Source organism: Streptomyces sp. SA15 (assembly GCF_002291145.1).
Lineage (GTDB): Bacteria > Actinomycetota > Actinomycetes > Streptomycetales > Streptomycetaceae > Streptomyces.
Genome location: NZ_NTGE01000042.1, coordinates 15,502 through 33,921 on the forward strand (window position 1 = coordinate 15,502; position 18,420 = coordinate 33,921).

An 18,420-nucleotide genomic window follows, 5' to 3' on the forward strand; every position below is an offset into this window, starting at 1 on the left:
GCGCCAGGATCGGGGGGAAGGCCGGCTACCGCAATGAGTTTAATCCGCTCTCACCGGCTGAGGGAGCGGCGACTTGGGCACGGTAGAAAGGACCCATGCCGGAGCGCGAGATCCCCGCGGGGGCCATGGACGACGTCGATGCGGTCACCCGCGCGGTCCTGACCGCCTCGCGGCTGCTGGTGGCCGTTTCCGCACGGTCGCTGGCCGAGGTGGAGGAGCGGGTGACGCTGCCGCAGTTCCGGATGCTGGTGGTGCTGTCCACCCGGGGAGCCACCAAGCTGGTCGCACTCGCCGATCTGCTCCAGGTCGCCCCGTCCACCGCGATGCGCATGGTCGACTGGCTGATCGCGGCAGGACTCGCCGACCGGCACACCAACCCCGACAACCGCCGGGAGACGCTCCTGCAGCTCACCGACGAGGGGCGGCGCGCCGTCGAGAACGTCACCGCCCGGCGGCGCGCCGAACTCGCCGCGATCGTCGAGCGCCTCGCACCGGGGCAGCGGGCCGTGCTCATCGAGGCGCTCACCGCCTTCAACGAAGCCGGGGGAGAGCCCCTCGCCCCGGCGCTGGACGACTCCGAAACACACCCCCTGGGCTGGACGGTGGGCGCCGCGGTCGCCCGCGACGCCTGACAGGATCAGCCGGCCGACGGTGAGGGCGCCGGTGTCGGGGCCGCGGTGTTGATGTTCAGGTCGGGGCGCGGCTTGAGGACGAGCATCGGCGATCCCGGCTGCGGCGGAGGCGGTGTGAGCTCGGCCTTGGGCAGCTTCGGCGGGTTGGTCTGCTGGAAGTTGACGTTCTCGTGATTGACCAGGCCGGTCTTCTCCAACACGGTGATGTGGTCCAGCACCGTGTCGTTGGCCAGATCGGCCAGCTGACGCACCATGGTGTTCCGGGTGTTGGCGCGGATCTTGGCGACCGTCGGGAAGATCTGACCGTGGGTCACCCGCATGATGGTGACCGCGGTGGAGTCGAACTCCTTGCCGGTGCTGCCGTCGACGGTCGCCACGAACTGCTGCTGCTGCGGGCTCGCCTGATTGGGGATCGTGACGCCGAGCTCGGTCGAGATCTTGCGGCACAACTCGTCGAGCCCGGCGTGCCCGACGATCAGGTGCTTGCCCGCCTCCTTCATGGCGTCGGTCGTTCCGCGCTCCATCACCATCTCGCCCAGCGGGTACTCCCACAGCCCGGCCGCACGCACCTTCACCACGAAGTCACGGTCCGCCTCGGTGAGCGGCCCGTAACGGGTGTTGGCGATGATGCGTTCCTGGCCGCTGGTCGTGTTCTCCACCCCGAGCATGGCAGGGTAGGCGAGGGCCGTGAGGGTCAAACCCAGCGCACCGAACACGAAGACGCTCCCCAGCTTGTTGCGGGAGATGGGCATCGGACCTCCTGACGTGAGCGGTTCTTACGGCAGGAAGTACGGATGGAGCGGCCTGATCCATCATTGCGCTGGGTAAATTTTGCACGCTGCTCTGTGTTGTGTGTCACATGGGGCCAGTGGTGCGCGCACGCGGTCACGCCGGCGCACGCCGCCCCCAGCGGTACGGCCCCGACCGCGGCGCCTGTCCAGGCCGCCGCGCACTCGGTGCCCGCCCCGCCGACCTGGTCGGTACGTCCCTTCGCGCTGGACCAAGTCGCCCTCGGTGAGGGCGAGTTCGGCGACAAGCGCCACCTGATTGGCCGTTTCGTGCGGGCGGTGCCCGTCCTCGCCGACAGCTGGCTGTCCGAGGGGCTGTTCACGCGCGAGGAACGGGAGGGTGCCGTCCGACGGAGCGTGCGCGATGTCTTGACGTGTACTTGACGTGGTGGCTTTATGGGAGCGCTCCCACGCTTCACTTCTGATGCCTGAGTTTCTTGGCGCTCACTCCCTGGAGTCGCAGTGAGAAGAACGAGAAGAAAGAGCCCCTTATCCCACCTGCTGGCCGGACTGGCGACCCTGCTCGGGCTCGCCGTCCTCGGCGTTCTCTCCCCGGCCATGGCCCACGCCCAGTCGCCCGGCGCCCTCGCCACCGGCCTCCACATCGACAACGGCCGCCTCGTCGAAGGCAACGGCAACGACTTCGTGATGCGCGGCGTCAACCACGCCCACACCTGGTACCCGGGCGAGACACAGTCGCTGGCCGACATCAAGGCGCTGGGCGCCAACACCGTCCGCGTGGTGCTCTCCAACGGTCACCGGTGGACCAAGAACAGCGCCGAAGACGTGGCAGGAGTCGTCGACGACTGCAAGGCCAACCGCCTCATCTGCGTACTGGAGGTGCACGACACCACCGGCTACGGCGAGGAGGCGGCGGCCGCCACGCTCGACCAGGCGGCCGATTACTGGATCGGCCTGAAGGACGTGCTCACCGGCGAAGAGAACTACGTCATCGTCAACATCGGCAACGAACCCTGGGGCAACACCAACCCCGCCGGCTGGACCGACCCCACGATCGCCGCCGTCAAGAAGCTGCGCAACGCCGGATTCGAGCACACGATCATGGTGGACGCGCCCAACTGGGGCCAGGACTGGCAAGGCGTCATGCGCGCCAACGCCCAGTCCGTCTACGACGCCGACCCCACCGGCAACCTGATCTTCTCGATCCACATGTACAGCGTCTTCGACACCGCCCAGGAGATCAACGACTACCTGAAGGCCTTCGTCGACGCCAAACTGCCCCTCCTCATCGGTGAGTTCGGCGGGCCCCCCGACCAGTGGGGCGACCCGGACGAGGACACCATGATGGCCGCCGCCGAGCAGCTCAAGCTCGGCTACCTCGCCTGGTCCTGGAGCGGCAACACCGACCCGATCCTGGACCTGTCGATCGGCTTCGACCCGGGCCGGCTCAGCTCCTGGGGCCAGCGCATCTTCAACGGCGCCAACGGCATCGCCCAGACCTCCAAGGAAGCCACCGTCTACGGCGGCGGCAACCCCGGCGACACCCAGGCCCCGACCGCTCCCGGCACCCCGACAGTTTCCGCGGTGACGGCCACTTCCGCCACCCTCGGCTGGACCGCCGCCACCGACAACGTCGGCGTCACCGGCTACGACGTCGTCCGCGTGAGCGGGGGCACCGAGACCAAGGTCGCGGCGTCCACCACCAACTCCGTCACCGTGACCGGCCTCGCCGCCGACACGGCGTACACCTTCGCCGTCTACGCCCGCGACGCGGCCGGCAACCGCTCGCCCCGCTCGGCCACGGTGAACGTCAGCACCGGCAGTGCCCCGAGCGGGACCTGCTCCGTCGGCTACCGAGCCACCAACGAGTGGCCGGGCGGCTTCCAGGGCGAGATCACCCTCCGCAACACCGGCACCACCGCCCTCAACGGCTGGACGCTCGCCTTCACCTTCGCCAATGGCCAGACCATCACCAACATGTGGGGCGGAACCCACACCCAGAACGCCGGCACAGTGAACGTCACCCCCGCCTCCTACACCACCACGATCCCCGCAGGAGGCTCGGTCACCGTCGGCTTCATCGCCGGCAAGGGCGCCACGAACACGGCCCCGACCACCTTCACTCTCAACGGCGCTGCCTGCACCACCACCTGACCCGGCCCGACCGGCCCCGCCCTCCAGGAGCGAGGGCGGGGCCTCGGTCCCTCCCGGGACACCTCCTGCGTGATCAAAACAGCGAGGCATTAGCATATGAGCGCCACCTAGCTCGAAAGTGAAGAACTGTGACTGTCAACGAGGACTCGTTCACCAACTGGAAGAACCGCGAGGAGATCGCGGAGTCGATGATCCCGATCATCGGGAGGCTGCACCGGGAGCGGGACGTCACCGTGCTGCTGCACAGCCGGTCCCTGGTGAACAAGTCGGTGGTGAGCATCCTCAAGACCCACCGGTTCGCCCGGCAGATCGCCGGAGAGGAACTCTCGGTCACCGAGACCCTGCCGTTCCTGCAGGCCCTCACCACGCTCGACCTCGGCCCGTCGCAGATCGACATCGGCATGCTCGCCGCGACGTACCGCACCGACGACCGCGGTCTGCCGGTGCCGGAGTTCACCGCCGAGGCCGTCGCCGGTGCCACGGGCGCGAACAAGATCGACCGCCGCGAGCCGCGTGACGTCGTCCTCTACGGCTTCGGCCGCATCGGCCGCCTCGTCGCCCGCCTGCTGATAGAGAAGTCCGGCTCCGGCAACGGCCTGCGGCTGCGTGCCATCGTGGTCCGTGGCGGCGGCGGCCGGGCCGCCGATGATCTCGTGAAGCGCGCCTCGCTGCTGCGCCGGGACTCCATCCACGGCCAGTTCCAGGGCACGATCACCGTCGACGAGGCGAACAGCAAGATCATCGCCAACGGCAACGAGATCAAGGTGATCTACGCCGACGACCCGACGTCGGTGGACTACACGGCGTACGGCATCAAGGACGCCATCCTCATCGACAACACCGGCAAGTGGCGCGACCGCGAGGGCCTGTCGAACCACTTGCGCCCCGGCATCGACAAGGTCGTCCTGACCGCGCCGGGCAAGGGCGACGTCCCCAACATCGTGCACGGCGTCAACCACGACACCATCAAGCCCGGCGAGCAGATCCTGTCCTGCGCGTCCTGCACCACCAACGCGATCGTCCCGCCGCTGAAGGCGATGGCCGACGAGTACGGCGTGCTGCGCGGCCACGTGGAGACCGTCCACTCGTTCACCAACGACCAGAACCTGCTGGACAACTACCACAAGGCCGACCGCCGGGGCCGTTCCGCGCCGCTCAACATGGTCATCACCGAGACGGGTGCCGCCTCCGCCGTCGCCAAGGCGCTGCCCGACCTCAAGGCGCCGATCAGCGGCAGCTCGATCCGCGTCCCTGTGCCGGACGTCTCGATCGCGATCCTCAACCTGCGGCTCGCCCGGGAGACCACCCGCGAGGAGGTCCTCGACCACCTCCGCGAGGTGTCCCTGACCTCGCCGCTCAAGCGCCAGATCGACTTCACCACCGCCCCCGACGCGGTCTCGAGCGACTTCATCGGCTCGCGCCACGCCTCGATCATCGACGCGGGCGCCACCAAGGTGGAGGGCGACAACGCGATCCTCTACCTCTGGTACGACAACGAGTTCGGCTACTCCTGCCAGGTCATCCGCGTCGTCCAGTACGTCTCTGGGGTGGAGTACCCGACGTATCCGGCGCCGGTGGTCTGATCGCGGCTGCAGGATCCGCGGATCAGTGCGCAAATGCAGGTACGAGATGCGCAACTAGATGCACAATTCCGGAACTTGGTGCGCACTGACTCCGCTCCGTAACTACCTCTTGTCGATCCTTTGTGATCTTTAGGTGCGTCGCGATGCTGAAGCTCCATACCGTCGAGGCATGGCGACTCAGAGTTCGACCCTGGCTCGCCGGGGGCACAGCGCCCCTACCGCGTCGTTCAGCGCTCACCGCCGAGGACTTCAGCACTTCGCTGTCAGCCTCGGCTTCCAGGCAGCTCAGTGAAGTCGGGCGAGAGCGTCTGGATTCGCGCAGTGCGCGAGTGGCTGGCCTTGCAGGAATCTTGCTACTTCCGAGGCCACGATGGAGGCGGCGTTGAAGGCGGTCTGTTTGCTGGCGCCGGCCAAATGGGGCGTCATGACGATGTTGGGGGTCGTCAGCAGGCGTGAGTTGGCGGGGATCGGCTCACGGGGGAAGACGTCGAAGGCGGCGCCGAAGAGCTTTCCGGCGTCCAGGGCGTCGCACACGGCGTCGTAGTCGACAAGGGATCCGCGGGCACAGTTGACCAGCACGCCGCCCGCAGGCATCAGGTCGATCAGCTGCCGGGAGATCAAGCCCTCGGTCTGCGGAGTCGCGCGGGCATGGACGGTGACGAACGTGGAGCGCCGCATGAGGTCCGCCAGGTCGGTGACCTCGGCCGGTGCCACGTCGTCCGGGCTGACAAAGGGGTCGGCGACGAGCACGTGTGCGCCGAATCCGCGCAGGATCCGGGCGACCCGGGACCCGATGGCGCCGTATCCCACGATGCCGACGGTGCTGCCCTCGAGCTCTGGCCCGACCTTGTCGAACATGTAGTAGTCACCTCGCCAGGTGCCTGCGGCGAGGTCCGCGTGGGTGGCGGGGACGCGTCGGGCCGCGGCCATCATCAGGGCGACCGTGTGCTCGGCGGTGGCGGTGGCGTTGCGCCCGGGGGCGAAGGAGACCGCGACGCCGTGCCGGGTGGCTGCTTCGAGGTTGGCGTTGACGGGGCCGCCGCGGCTGACGCAGAACAGGCGCAGATCGGGGCTGGCTTTGAGGATCCGTTCGGTGAGCGGTGCCATCTGGGTGACGCAGATGTCGACTCCGCTGAGGGCCTCGATGAGCTGGTCCTCGGTGCCCGATGCCTCCCGTACCTCGGCTACCTCCCCGAAGGGCTCGACCGGCCAGGGCAGGGTGAGTTCGCGGAAGGTCGCGCCGGGTGCGGCCGGCTGGAGCCTGTCGGTGAGCAGGGAGTTGAGGACGAAGTGGTCACCGGCGGCGAGGATGGTGGTCACTTGAGTGCTCCTGGTGTCACGGGGCGGTTCAGTGTCAGCAACGACGGCACGCCGTTGCTCAGGACGAGTTCGTTCAGGGCGCAGTTGGCCAAGAAGGGGAAGGTCCGGCGGTACTGGCGCAGAGGCAGGCCGAGTATGCGGCAGAGCGCGAGCCGGATCGCGGTGGAGTGGCCCACGACGAGGACGCGGCCTTCGCGGTGATCGGCCTGGAGGTCGGTGAGGAACTCCAGATAGCGGTCGCCGGCGGCCAGGGGGTTCTCTCCCTTGGGGAAGTGGTTCGTCACCGGGTCGGTCTGGAAGGCTGAAAGGTGGTCGGGAAACCGCTGTTGCATCTCCGCGCGCGTGAGGCCCTCGGCGATACCGAAGTCGAGTTCGCGCAGCCGTTCGTCCACGCTCACGGGCAGCCCGGTGCTCACCGCGCTGTCGCGTGCGGTTTCTTGTGCTCGCGTGAGTGGGGAGGCGAAGATCGCGGTCAGGTCCGCCTGTTCCGCCCAGTCCGCGAGCGCGCGTGATTGTGCGTGGCCGCGCTCGGTGAGCGCGATGTCGGTGCTGCCGGCATACCGGTTTTCGGCGTGCCACAGGGTCTCCCCGTGTCGGACGAAGATGACATGGAGGCTCAATGTGCCGTCCTTTCTCGTGCGTGGGTCGCGACGACGCCGGGGAGCCAGCCGCGTTGGACAAGCAGATCGAGCAGCCGGAAGTAGCCCTCGTCGTGAGGGTCTTTCTCTGAACGGTGTGGCTCGAGGGTCCGGTCGAGTCGCACCATCGCGGCGGCGACGCTGTCCAGCGGGGCACGGCTCGATGCGGCCAGCACTGCCATGCCGAGCGCGGGTTGCGCGTTGCTCGGAAGGCTCACCGGGCGTTGCAGTACATCGGCGCGCAACTGGTTCCACAGGGGGTTGCGGGTGGCGCCGCCGGTGAGGACGATCGCTCCGTCGGTCGGGGCGCCGAGCAGGTCCACGTAGTCGAAGCAAAGCCGTTCGACGTAGGCGGCGCCCTGCAGCAGTGCGGCGAAGGACTCGGCGCGGGAGGCCGGTTCGCGGCTGCCGAACGCGCGGGCGTCCGGGGCGACGAAGGGGAACCGTTCGCCCGGGGAGACCAGTGGGTAGCGCAGCAGGTCGGTGGGCAGTAGTGCCGCGGCCTCGCGGGTGAGCCGGTCCAGGTCGGCGTCCGCGAATTCGCGTGCGACCAGGCCGGCTCCGACACTGGAGGCTCCGCCGGGCAGCCAGTGACCAGAGGGCGATCGGTGGGAGTAGACGACCCCGTGCGGATCATGGACGAGGTCTTTGGTGACGCCTTTGAGTACGAGGGTGGTGCCCATGACCGAGTTCCAGCTTCCTACGGCGGTCGCACCGGAGCCCAGTTGTGCCGCGCAGCCGTCGGTCATCCCGGCGACGACGGCGGTGCCTTCGGTGAGCCCGGTCTCGGCGGCGGCCGCGGCGCAGACCTGACCGATGACCGTGCCGGGCAGTACCAGGTCGGGCAGCATCGCGCGGGGGATCTCCAACGCGGCGAGAACGGGCTCGGGCCATGTCACCTGTGCGGCGTCGGCGCCGGTCTTGAGCGCATTGCTGGTGTCGGTGGGTACCTCGTGCCCGACGAGCTTGCGGTTGATGACGTCGTTCTGATGCGCCAGTTCGCACCCGTGATCCAGGTTCTCGCCGGCAGGCTGCGATCTCCGGACGGCTCAGCCGCGATCTGCCCGTCCTGGAAGCGGAAGATGTCGAAGACGGCCATCCCGGGGGTGCCGGGGACCAGGACGCCCCTGGAGTGCAGGAGCACCAGGTCGCCCTCGGACAGGGCCCGCCGGACCTCGAGCGTGGCGTCCGGGAACTGCTCTCGCATGCCGGCGCCGAAGGCCTTCATGGCCTCGGGGCCGTCGGCAGCGAGGGGGTTGTGCCGGATGTAGTCCGGCCGTACGTGGCGGTCGTGTCCCGCATGACGGGCACACTGGAACAGAACTTCAAGAGCGCCCTGCGCCAGAGCAAGGCCGGCGGTGTCGACCGCATCGCCCGCACACCAGACTTCACCGCCAAACTCCGCCAGGCCGTTGTCTCTCAAAGCCGGTATCACGTTGAACGCTAACCACGCTCGGGAGCCCACCTTTACAGGTCGGCACCTCGCCGCGGAGCAAGCTCGGAACTCTTGTGCAGGGATCCACGCGCTCCTGGCCCGGGTTCTGCACTAACCAGACCGCCCTGGCACCCCCAGACGCCGGTCTCACGCAGCGTGACGATCCGGAGTGCGCGCCCTTCACTAGTTGCGCATTTGCCTCGGACAACCGATCCGGAACCGTTGCGCACGTCTGCTGGAACCGCAGGTCACAGCTCCGGCGTTGCGCACGAACTCGCGCACCTGACACGGCGACTGCCTGATCAGGCGGGCTCACAGCTCGGGCGCGCGGACCCGTCGGGGCCGCGCGCCGCTCAGCGCACTGTCTCCGAGGGCGGCGTCAGTGGTGGTGGCCGTGCCGGCCGAGGGTCTCCACGGGGGTCGCGCCGGGGCGGGTCCACTGCGGCACGGGGCGGCTGGTCGGGCCCCAGGTGGCGTTCCCGTCCGCGTCCGAGCGCCAGTACCAACACGGGCGGCGCCCCTCGGGCCAGCCTTTGGGGTTGTCCTCCCACGCCTCGCCGCGGCCGTAGGGCGTCATGTCGAGCAGGCCGAGGGGCCCGTTGACCGGCTCGTTGCCACGGCCCGTCGTGGAGTAGGTGAGGAACACGCGGTCGCCGTCGCGCAGGAAACAGGTGATGTAACCCATCTCTCCGCCGACCGGCGCGTCCACGTCGCGCACCGAGTACCAGGGCTGGGTGTAGCCCATGAACTCGACGTAGGAGGCCACCTCGTCCCAACGGCCCGTGGTCAGGATGGCGAACGAGACGCCGCGGGCGTTGAGGTAGACGGCGTCCTTCATGTGCCAGGCCGTGGTGGTGCAGCCCTCGCACTGCCCCTGGTGGGGCGCGCCGTCGTACCACATGTGCTTGTAGACCACGAGCTCGTCGCGGCCCTGGAACAGGTCCAGGAACGGGACCGGGCCGTCGGGTCCGACGACCTCGACCGTCCCGTCGAGCTCCACCATCGGCAGCCGGCGGCGGGCCGCGGCGAGGGCGTCGCCCTCGCGGGTGTGGGCCTTCTCGCGGACCAGAAGCTCGTCACGGGCGGTCTGCCAGGTGGCCAGGTCGACGACCGGCGGGCGGCCGGGCAGCGCGGTGGTCGGGTCACTCGGCGTGGTCGTCATGGTGTCCTCCGTGGTGTCTCGTGCCGGCAGCGTCGTACGGCGTCCTACGACGGTCACCAGAACAGACTCGCGCCCCTGCCGAAACTCATCGCGGCAGGGGCGCCCTCGGTCGAGCTGCTAGGCGATGTGGTGGACGAGCTGGCTGGTCAGCTCGTAACGGGCCCCGACGACGGCCAGCCGGCCGGCGGCCACCTTCGCGGCCAGGTCGGGCTCCGCGGCGAGCCGGGAGCGGACGGCTCGTATGTTGGCGTCGATCGTCGCGTCGACGCGAGCGTCGCCCTCCTTCGTGTGGTCGATGGCCGGACCGATCTGGTCGGCCAGATACTGGATGTGGTCGGGCAGCCGCTCGCCGGACTCCTTGGCATCGACGGCGGCGCGCACCGCGCCGCACGACTGGTGCCCGAGCACCATGACCAGGGGGATGCCGAGTTCGAGCACGCCGTACGCGACGCTGCCGAGCACGGCCTCGTCCAGTACCTCGCCTGCGGTGCGTACGGTGAGGAGGTCACCGAGGCCCTGGTCGAAGACGAGCTCGGGCGGCACACGGGAGTCGACGCATCCGAGGACGACGGCGAAGGGATGCTGACCCGACGTCAGGCTCTCTCGAACCGTGGGTGTTTCGTCCGGGTGCTGCTCTCGGTACGTGCGCCAGCGAAGGTTGCCGGCCGTCAGTTCCCGCAGGACTTCCGCGGGCGTGGTGGGCCGCCTCCGGCCGGCGTGTGGGGACGGCGCGCCGGGGGAGGCGGCGGCGGGCGTCGCACCGAGGGCGACCCCGGTACCCAGGGCCGCGGCCCCGGTCAGCCCGGCGCGCAGGAGAGCACGACGGGCGGGTGCGGTCGGCTCGTGGCCGACGGCTCTATGAGGGGTGACGTCAGAGTTCACGGCGAGGAATGTATGCCCGGAGCCGTGTCCGGTCCCGCAGGTTACTGAATCATGGACAGGCATGGAAAATTCGTGAACGAATACGGGGACGCCGTTGGTGTTCTCCGGTACCTTCCTTGACCTTTCCCAGGGGGACGGACCTCTCCGACGGCCATCCCGTGCCTGCGAATTGGTGGGTTCGAGGCGGAGGCGTGTGGATCTCGTGGAAATCGCCCCTGGGGCGGCGGCATATGGGGCATCGGGTGCGGGCCCGGAGAGGCGTCAGCCCACAATGGGGCTTGCAGTCGTATCTGTCGCGCACTGATTAAGTGAACTATGAATCTATTCGGCCGAAGTGCCTTCTCCCGCCACCAAACACCGCCCGTGGCTCCGAAACCCACGCCTGGCTCGTCGGCTTCCGCCTCCGCCGTCCTGCCGGATCCGACGCTGGAAGCACTGACCGGAGAATGGTTAATCGATCCCGCACACAGCCGGATCGGTTTCTCCGTCCGGCATGCCATGGTGACGACAGTGCGCGGTTCCTTCGCGGAATATGAAAGCCGCCTCTACTTCGACGGCCGCAACCCGGCTCGCTCACGTGCCGAAATCGTGCTGTCCACCGCCAGTGTCGACACAGGTGTGGAACAACGCGACGCCCACTTGGTCGGCCGTGACTTCCTGGACGCCGCGTCCTACCCGCGCATGCGGTTCGCCAGCACCGCCGTACAGCTCGCGAGCCCTGACGTGTACCGCATGACCGGTGACCTCACCATCAAAGCCACCACACGTCCCGTCGTACTGGAGCTCACTTACATAGGGCACGTCACGGATCCGTTCGGCTACGAACGGGTCGGCTTCGACGGCACCACCACCGTCAACCGCACCGAATGGGGCCTGACATACAACAGTAAGCTGGCCGAAGGCGGTGCGATGGTGAGCGAGAAGGTGCGCCTCCAGCTCGATATCGCCGCCATCCGCGCCCTCCCTGCCGGCTGACGGCGAGCTTCAGAGCGGAGCCCCGCCGAATCCGATCTGTTCCGCGAGTTCCCACACGGCCTCCGTGTCGCTCGCGATGAATGACGCCGGGGAGCCGAGCAGCCGTTCGTACCAGGCCAGTGCCGCTGCGTAGTCGTTGACGGGGATACCTGCGAACAGATCGCGGCCATCCGCTCATGCTATCGAGGAGGGGTCGTCCCCGTGACGGGCCCGTCTTGGTCGATCCTACGAACATGACACTCGCCGGGTTACAGCCCACGGCATCTGTTAGGAAACTTTCCTAACGATGTCAGGTGCAGACCAACCTGGCTGGCAAGCCCCCACCGCACTTGGAGTGCCCGTGATGCGCATGCCTGCGGCGGCAGCCCCCGCCGCCGCACCCGGACTCGACGACCCGGCGAAGAAGGAGATCGCCATGAAGCTGGTCGCGGACGCCGTCGTCACCCTAAAGGATCAAATTGCTTCTTATACTCAAAGGGACACAAACCTCCCGGAGTGGTCCATGTCCCGCAAGCGCCCCCCAGACGACGGTGACGAACTGCTGGCCAGACTCGGGGCGCTGACCGCTCAGGCACGCGAGCGGGCGGAGCTGCAGCGCTCTCTGGTCGAGCTCGCCGTCGCCCTGCAACGGGGCATGCTTCCCGGGGACATGCCGGTCGCCCCCGGGTTCCACTTGGCCGTCCAGTACTCACCCGCGTTTCAGGGACTCAATGTGGGGGGTGACTGGTACGACGCCTTCACGATGCCCGATGGCCGCATCGGGCTGTCCATCGGCGACGTCCAGGGCCACAACATCGAGGCCGCCGCCTTCATGGGGCAGGTCCGGGTCGCACTGCGTGCGCTCGCCTCCGTGACGAGCGAGCCGGGTGAGCTCCTGTGCAGAACGAACGACCTGCTCGTGTCCCTCGGCACCGACCTGTTCGCGACCTGCACGTTCATGCGGCTCGACCCGTCCACCGGAGTGCTGGAAAGCGCGCGGGCCGGACACATCCCGTGCGTCTGGGCCACCGCGGACGGGAAGTCCGGCATCGCCGAGGACGAAGGGGGACCGCCGCTGGGTGTCGAGAAGGGGCAGGACTACCCGGTGACCCGGTACCGGCTCGGCACCGGGGGAGTGTTCGTCCTGGTGACGGACGGCGTGGTGGAGGGGCCCTCACTGAGCGCCGACGAGGGGCTCGACGAGGTGGCGAGGCTCGCCGGAGTCGCCGCTGCGGCGGGCATGGACGCGGACTCGCTCGCCGCGGCCGTGATCAAGGGCGCCGAGCGTGTGGGTCATGAGGACGACGCAGCCGTCCTGGTCATCGGCCACGACGGACCCGGCGTACGGCGGTAGGGCGACACCCCACGCCTTTCGCCTCGCCGACCCGGCGGCGCCGGTATCTGATGGCTGCTGTGGTGAGTATTGAGGATCTGCGTCGACCGGCCGTCTACGCCCTTCAGACGCTGGCAGTCGCCGCCTGCTATTTCGCGGTGGGGCGGCTGGGCCTCGTGCGGCAGCTCGTGGTCCAGGGCGCCGTGGTCACACCCATTTGGCCGCCCACGGGCCTCGCGGTGGCCTGCCTGTTGATCTTCGGGCTGCGTTGCCTGCCCGGCATCGCCCTCGGTGTCCTTCTGGTGGTCATGTCCATCACCTCGCTCCGGCCCGCTGTGATCGGCACGGTGGCGGGCAACACCGCCGCTCCCGTCTGCGCGTATCTCCTGCTGTGCAGGGTGGGTTTCCGTACGGACCTCAGCCGGCTGCGGGACGGGGTCGCACTGGTGTTCCTGGGGGCCCTGGCCAGCATGCTGATCAGCGCGTCGGTCGGCGTGAGCCTCCTCGTCCTCATGGGCAAGCTGGCCGGGCACGCCTTCTGGCCCGTCTGGCTGGCCTGGTGGGTGGGCGATGCGATGGGCGTCCTGCTCGTCACCCCGTTGCTCCTGCTGCTCCACACGGCACGCTGGCCTCCGTCCATGTCCCGATGGAAGGAAGCCTCAGCGCTGGCCCTCATCGCCTGCGGACTCGTTCCGCTGGCCACGTACAGCCGCGTCAGCCTGCTGTTCCTGGTCTATCCGCTGCTGATCTTGGCTGCGCTGCGTTTCCAGCTGTGGGGCAGCATCCTGTGCGCCCTCCTCGCCTCCACGACGGCCACGATCGCGGCGACGGACGAGGCCGGCCCGTTCGAGCAGCTGACCCGTGTAGAAGTGATGATCGAGCTCCAGGCCTTCAACGGCTCCATGGCCCTGACCGCGCTGCTGCTGTCCGCAGTCATCACCGAGCAGCGCAACACCAGACGCTCGGTGGAACGGGCGTGCCAGGACCTGGTCGAGGTCCTGGAACACCTCACCGCCGGAGACTCCCCCCACCCCCGACCACCGAAGGACGTCGACGGCCCACGCAGCGAGCCGGAAGGGCAGTGAGCGGCTCCGAGCCTCGGCGTGCAGAGCCTGTGCCACATCACCGGTCGCCCGGCCGGGACACAGGCTCTCAGTCCGGCAGCGCCTTCCTCAGCCCGGCGTCCAGGCTCTCGGCCAGCGCCGCATCGCTCGGCGGGTCCTCGCTGAACAGAGGCCCGAGCTGTGCGGTGAACGTCTGCGTGAAGGCACCGTAGAGCGGCGTGCGGGGGCGGGAGACGGCCTGCTGGAGGGCCGGGAGCAGGATCCGGCGGGCGTAGTCGGGGCGGCCCGCCCCGTCGCGCGGCATACGGTCGGCGCCCTCGCCGGCGGGGGAGGAGGAAGCGGGCGTGTCGGCCATCGCACACTGGACGCCGTCGTCCACGTACGCCGACGTGCGCGTGGCGGCGAAGCCGGCGTCCAGCAGGCAGCGCTCGCTCTCCCGGCCGGTGAGGAACGCGATCAGCTCGGCGGCCTTGTCCGCCCGCTGCGAAGCCCCGGTCACCGCGAGGTTCTGGCCGCCCAGCACGGCCCGTCCGGGCAGCGGGGCCACCCGGAGCTGCTTGTCGGTGAAGGACTGGTACAGGGTGCGGTAGGCGTACGGCCAGTGCCGCAGGAACGTGGTGCGGCCGTCGGCGAAGTCGCCCAAGGAGGCGGCCTCGTCGGAACCGTCGGCGTCCGGGAGGGTGTACGACTCGTCGGTGCGGCGGCGAAGTTCGGCGATCCCTGCCGTCAAGTCGTCGACGGTGGCGTCGTAGTGGCCGTCCTCGTCGGTGAGGGAGAAGTCCTCCACCGCCGACGCGAACGCCTCGACGGCGTTGACCGTGCGGCCCTCGTAGGCGTCGAGCTGGGTGGTCCAGCCTCTCTCGTAGCCTTTGGGCTTGGGGTCGTTGAGCGTGTTGATCAGGCTCTCCAGCCGCCCCCACCCGATTCCGCCGCTCAGGTCGGTCTGCTGGATGCCCGCCTGACGCAGGTGGTCGGTCCGGTAGTAGAGCAGCCCGACGTCGCTGTTGAACGGCACCGCGTACACCCTGTCGTCCCACCGCGCCGTACCGGCCACGGACTCGATGACATCACCGTCGATCATCGTCTCGGGCAGCGGCCGGATCAGGTGGGCGGCGGCGAACTCCGGTACCCAGGTCACGTCGAGGTTGACCACGTCGTAGTCGGCGCTGCCGGACTGCAGCGCCCCGAGCAGCTGGCTGCGCTGTTCGTCGGCGCTGCCGGGCAGTTCGACCAGGCGGGCGTGGTAGCCGCTGTCGTCCTGCTCCTGGCGCGCGTTCCAGGAGTCGATGAGCTGCTGCCGGACACCGTTCTGGCCGGTCACGTCCCGGCCGCTGGCGACCACGATGGTGCCGGGCTCGTCGGCGGAGGGCGCCGGTGCCGCCCCGTTTCCGCCGCCACCGCAGGCGGCCACCAGGAGCAGGGTCAGCAGCGTCGCGAACCGTCGGGTCATCAGTCCTCCCCCGTGCCGGTGCGGGCGACCTCGTCGTGCAGAGCGGCACCGAGGTCCTCGTCGGCGTCCACGCAGCGGCCGCCGCTCGCCGCGGAGATCGCGGTGTCCGGCTTGTCCTCGTCGCAGCCGTCGCCCGCCAGCGACACCATCGTCACCGGCACCTGTGCCGAACGGGCCCGTGCCAGTACGGAGTTCAGGTCGCCGCCGGTCAACCGGCCCGCGTCCTCGTCGTCGGTGATGTACACGATCAGCTGAGGGCGCTCGTCGCCGGCACCGCGCCGTTCCATGTCGTCGAGCGCGGCGAGCAGGGCCGCGCGGGGGTCGGCCTCGGCGTTGCGCACCCGGGCGTTCCGGTCGATGACCTGCTCGGCGTCCCTGCGGGCGTGGTGGCCGAAGGGCAGCAGGGTCGCGTACGGCGGTCGGTCGCCCGTGCCCGACACGGCCCACACGGCGTACTCGTCCCCGTCGCCGAGTCCGCCCAGCGATTGTTTGAGCAGACCGGGGCCGCCGCTGGGTCCCTCCCACAGACCGGCCATCGAACCCGAGTTGTCGAGCAGGAAGAGGACCCGGCCGGGCCCGTTGGCGCCGCGGTACTTCGCCAGTGCGCCTTCCATCGCGTCCCGGCCGGCGGGCTCGACGAGCCCGTCGGGCGCGGGCAGCACCCCGGCGGCGATCTCGTTCGTGTCCAGCAGTGACCGGCTGCCGCTGCCGCTGGTCTCGCGGAAGCCGGCCCGGGCGAAGACCTCCCGGCCACGCTCACCGGCGAGCCAGGTGCGGAAGCCGTCGGCCGCACGGTCGCGCGCGGAAGCGTCGCGCTCGGCGCCCTGCCAGCGGACCCGGACGAAGACGGGCTCCAAGCCGGGCACGTTGCCCGGGTACTGGGCGATCCGCGGTTCGCGCCGGGCGCTGTCGCAGCCGACGCCGCTCTTCATCAGGAACTCGGGGACGAGGGCGGCGGCGCGCTGGTCCACGGCGTCGTCGTCGGGCAGCGTGCACAGCAGCTCGGTCGAGGTGGGGGAGGGCGGCCCCGGTGCGATCCGGTGTTCCGCGTGGCCGGGGACGGGCGCTCCGGTGCCGTACAGGCCGATCGTGGCGAGCAGCCCCGTGTCCGTGAACTCCGGGTCGGGGCGATGCACTTCGGCGTTCTCGTGCCGCTCGCGCAAGCTGTCGATCATCCGGATCAGCGAAGGTCCGACGCGCTCGCTCCGGGATGTGACGGCGAGCTCCTCGGGCACGGCGAGCACGATGGGGGAGTAGGCCAGGGGCACGTCCTCCGGGTGCAGGGTGGCGACGGCGTCCGTGTCCTGCCGGTCGGTGACCCGGGCGACGTCCGCGCGGGAGGCGGGAATCCACACGTCCGGCTGCGGGCCGACGTCGCGCTGCGGGTTGGTGCGCTCGTCGGGCGGCTCCTGCCAGGAGGCGGACCGCTTGCGCAGCGCGGTGACCGCGTCGGCGGCGCCCGCGCTGTAGACGGTCAGGCCGCTGCGGCGGCAGCCCTCGCCGGTGGTGTTCTCGTCCGACGTCAGATACGCGTCGGCGGCGGCGCGGACGGTCCGCTCCAGGTCGGGATCGGTCAGGACACGTAACTCCAGGGGAGGCGCGCAGGAGGAGTCGTCGCCGACGAGGGCGACAACGCCGTACGAGCCGAGACCCAGGGTGGCGAGGACGAGCAGGACGGCGGGGGCCGTGGCCCGGCGGCGGGGGCGCTGCGCGGGGCGGCGGACGAGGCCGAGCCGCCGGGGGCGCCCAAGTCGTGCGCCGACGGCTTCGGCGCAGGTGTGGAGGAGGGTGAGCGGGGCCGGAGGTATGGCCCGCTTCCGCCACCCGTCTCCGGCCGGTTTCCTGACGGCACGGCGGGTGCCCGGCTGCTCCCCGCCGTTGGGTGACACCGGCACCAGCGGTTCGGCCGTGTCCTTCGGCCCGCCGGTCGCCGGCCGGGCCGCACGCGCGGACAGCAGTACGTCCTCCGTCGGTTCCGTCCGGCTCTGCGGCTCCCAGGGCTCGCCGCGTACGGTCCGGTGACCGGCCGCAGCCATCCGCTCCCGCTGTCTGTCCGCGAGGTCCTGGAACCACGCCTCCTCGTCGGTGTCGAGGAGGCGTAGCAGCTCCTCGGTGAACGGGGTCGGCGTCCGCGGATCGCCCGCGTCGGTGCGGTGGTTGGCCTGCACGCTCATCAGCAGCAGCACGCGCCGCTTGTCGCGGAAGGTCTCCCACAGCCAGGCGGCGTTGCCCGCGAAGCAGCAGTCGAGGATCACCACGATGCGCCGGGCGGGACTGGTGGCGAGCACCGTCAGCACGGTGGTGAACATCTCCGCGCCGGGGAAGACGGCGTGCCCGCCCGCGACGACACTCGCGTTGCGCATCTGCAGGAACAGCTCGTCGCCCGCGCTGGGGATCGCGCCGTGCCCGGCGAAGTACAACAGCAGCAGCCCCTCGGCCTCGCCGGCGGCGGTGCGCAGGGCCCGGCTGAAGTCGTCCAGGGACGGCGACCGGGAGACGGTGATCTCCTGCTCCCCGAACACGCGCCCCCGCTGCAGCACGTCGCGGAGCCGGTTCACGTTGTGCTTGACGGCGGGCAGGTCGCCGGGCACGCCGTGCGGCGGCTCCGTGAGGTCGTACTCGGACACCCCGACCAGCAGCGCCCGGTTCACCAGCCCACGCGGGTCGAAACCGGTCACCGGGCTACCTGTCGTCGGGGTCCACAGTGTCGACGCGAGCCTCGGGAGGCTCGCCGTCCTCCACCTCGCTGCGATTGGCCCGCCAGGCCTCCACGGCCCGTTTGACCTGGTCCAGCAGCTCCCTGAAGACGACGGACGCGGCGCCGCCGGTCAGCGCCACGACGATCTCCATACCGACGCCCATCGGGGCCCCGGTCTCGTCCCCCCGGCTCCGTTCGTGAATCTGCAGCCTGCCCGAGCGGACCAGTTCGTCGAGTGGTTTCTCCCGCTCCAGCCACTTGCGCAGGGCGCCGACATCGCTCTCGGTGGCGTCCCCCTCCAACCGAACCCGGATGCCACGGCCCGCCACTTCGTCCCCCTCAGCCATAACTCACCATCATGGCACC

17 protein-coding genes and 1 pseudogene are annotated in these 18,420 nt (G+C 69.7%); 8 read left to right on the forward strand and 10 right to left on the reverse strand.

Annotation, left to right across the window (positions count from 1 at the left end):
- Window positions 1-95: 95 nt before the first annotated feature.
- The gene (locus CLM62_RS07600; protein ID WP_095749085.1) at window positions 96-632 is read left to right on the forward strand and encodes a MarR family winged helix-turn-helix transcriptional regulator; all 537 of its coding nucleotides are present in this window, start codon (window positions 96-98) and stop codon (window positions 630-632) included.
- 5 nt (window positions 633-637) lie between these two features.
- On the opposite strand, the gene CLM62_RS07605 is transcribed toward CLM62_RS07600, so the two are convergent.
- Window positions 638-1,384: a DUF4142 domain-containing protein gene (locus CLM62_RS07605; RefSeq protein ID WP_179381993.1), complete on the reverse strand. Its 747-nt coding sequence runs from the start codon at window positions 1,382-1,384 to the stop codon at window positions 638-640.
- 96 nt (window positions 1,385-1,480) lie between these two features.
- Here CLM62_RS07605 and CLM62_RS07610 point away from each other — a divergent pair, with 96 nt between their 5' ends.
- From CLM62_RS07610 to CLM62_RS07620, 3 genes are all read left to right on the forward strand, one after another.
- Complete coding sequence (locus CLM62_RS07610) at window positions 1,481-1,804, forward strand: hypothetical protein (RefSeq protein ID WP_095749086.1); 324 nt, start codon at window positions 1,481-1,483, stop codon at window positions 1,802-1,804.
- A 78-nt stretch (window positions 1,805-1,882) separates the two neighbouring features.
- Window positions 1,883-3,535 carry a cellulase family glycosylhydrolase gene (locus CLM62_RS07615; RefSeq protein ID WP_095749087.1) on the forward strand — a complete coding sequence of 551 codons (1,653 nt, stop codon included), beginning with the start codon at window positions 1,883-1,885 and terminating at the stop codon, window positions 3,533-3,535.
- Window positions 3,536-3,663: 128 nt separating this feature from the next.
- Window positions 3,664-5,118, forward strand: a complete 1,455-nt coding sequence (locus CLM62_RS07620; RefSeq protein WP_095749088.1) for a glyceraldehyde-3-phosphate dehydrogenase — start codon at window positions 3,664-3,666, stop codon at window positions 5,116-5,118.
- A gap of 285 nt (window positions 5,119-5,403) precedes the next feature.
- On the opposite strand, the gene CLM62_RS07625 is transcribed toward CLM62_RS07620, so the two are convergent.
- The 4 genes and pseudogenes from CLM62_RS07625 to CLM62_RS51170 form a co-directional block, all read right to left on the reverse strand.
- Window positions 5,404-6,438 (reverse strand): 2-hydroxyacid dehydrogenase, encoded by a 1,035-nt coding sequence (locus tag CLM62_RS07625; RefSeq protein WP_095749089.1) that lies wholly within the window; start codon window positions 6,436-6,438, stop codon window positions 5,404-5,406.
- A complete protein-coding gene (locus tag CLM62_RS07630; RefSeq protein ID WP_095749090.1) occupies window positions 6,435-7,058 on the reverse strand; it encodes a histidine phosphatase family protein in 624 nt (207 codons plus the stop codon). The genes CLM62_RS07625 and CLM62_RS07630 overlap by 4 nt, the downstream gene beginning before the upstream one ends.
- Window positions 7,055-8,074 carry an FGGY-family carbohydrate kinase gene (locus tag CLM62_RS07635; protein WP_306457892.1) on the reverse strand — a complete coding sequence of 340 codons (1,020 nt, stop codon included), beginning with the start codon at window positions 8,072-8,074 and terminating at the stop codon, window positions 7,055-7,057. Before CLM62_RS07635 ends, CLM62_RS07630 begins: the two co-directional genes overlap by 4 nt.
- Window positions 7,972-8,349 (reverse strand): annotated as a pseudogene (locus tag CLM62_RS51170) (nuclear transport factor 2 family protein); the annotation flags it as partial. The pseudogene CLM62_RS51170 and the gene CLM62_RS07635, both read right to left, overlap by 103 nt.
- Between CLM62_RS51170 and CLM62_RS51175 the strand changes: the two are divergent.
- A complete protein-coding gene (locus CLM62_RS51175) occupies window positions 8,272-8,523 on the forward strand; it encodes a hypothetical protein (RefSeq protein ID WP_257003730.1) in 252 nt (83 codons plus the stop codon). The pseudogene CLM62_RS51170 and the gene CLM62_RS51175 overlap by 78 nt on opposite strands.
- 367 nt (window positions 8,524-8,890) lie before the next feature.
- On the opposite strand, the gene CLM62_RS07645 is transcribed toward CLM62_RS51175, so the two are convergent.
- Together CLM62_RS07645 and CLM62_RS07650 are read right to left on the reverse strand one after the other, a co-directional pair.
- Window positions 8,891-9,673 carry a DUF899 domain-containing protein gene (locus tag CLM62_RS07645; protein WP_095749178.1) on the reverse strand — a complete coding sequence of 261 codons (783 nt, stop codon included), beginning with the start codon at window positions 9,671-9,673 and terminating at the stop codon, window positions 8,891-8,893.
- 117 nt (window positions 9,674-9,790) lie between these two features.
- Window positions 9,791-10,555 carry a carbonic anhydrase gene (locus tag CLM62_RS07650; RefSeq protein ID WP_257003711.1) on the reverse strand — a complete coding sequence of 255 codons (765 nt, stop codon included), beginning with the start codon at window positions 10,553-10,555 and terminating at the stop codon, window positions 9,791-9,793.
- A 315-nt stretch (window positions 10,556-10,870) separates the two neighbouring features.
- Here CLM62_RS07650 and CLM62_RS07655 point away from each other — a divergent pair, with 315 nt between their 5' ends.
- From CLM62_RS07655 to CLM62_RS07670, 3 genes are all read left to right on the forward strand, one after another.
- Entirely contained in the window at window positions 10,871-11,530 is a 660-nt protein-coding gene (locus tag CLM62_RS07655) for a YceI family protein (RefSeq protein WP_095749094.1), read from the forward strand.
- A gap of 502 nt (window positions 11,531-12,032) precedes the next feature.
- Window positions 12,033-12,863 (forward strand): PP2C family protein-serine/threonine phosphatase, encoded by an 831-nt coding sequence (locus CLM62_RS07665; protein WP_095749095.1) that lies wholly within the window; start codon window positions 12,033-12,035, stop codon window positions 12,861-12,863.
- A gap of 59 nt (window positions 12,864-12,922) precedes the next feature.
- Complete coding sequence (locus tag CLM62_RS07670) at window positions 12,923-13,927, forward strand: MASE1 domain-containing protein (protein WP_095749096.1); 1,005 nt, start codon at window positions 12,923-12,925, stop codon at window positions 13,925-13,927.
- A gap of 67 nt (window positions 13,928-13,994) precedes the next feature.
- On the opposite strand, the gene CLM62_RS07675 is transcribed toward CLM62_RS07670, so the two are convergent.
- From CLM62_RS07675 to CLM62_RS07685, 3 genes are read right to left on the reverse strand one after another with little or no spacing between them, the layout of a single operon-like run.
- Entirely contained in the window at window positions 13,995-15,356 is a 1,362-nt protein-coding gene (locus CLM62_RS07675; RefSeq protein ID WP_095749097.1) for an extracellular solute-binding protein, read from the reverse strand.
- Complete coding sequence (locus CLM62_RS07680) at window positions 15,356-18,034, reverse strand: caspase family protein (protein ID WP_095749098.1); 2,679 nt, start codon at window positions 18,032-18,034, stop codon at window positions 15,356-15,358. Before CLM62_RS07680 ends, CLM62_RS07675 begins: the two co-directional genes overlap by 1 nt.
- A gap of 4 nt (window positions 18,035-18,038) precedes the next feature.
- Window positions 18,039-18,401 (reverse strand): hypothetical protein, encoded by a 363-nt coding sequence (locus tag CLM62_RS07685; RefSeq protein WP_095749099.1) that lies wholly within the window; start codon window positions 18,399-18,401, stop codon window positions 18,039-18,041.
- Between the last annotated feature and the right edge of the window lie 19 nt (window positions 18,402-18,420).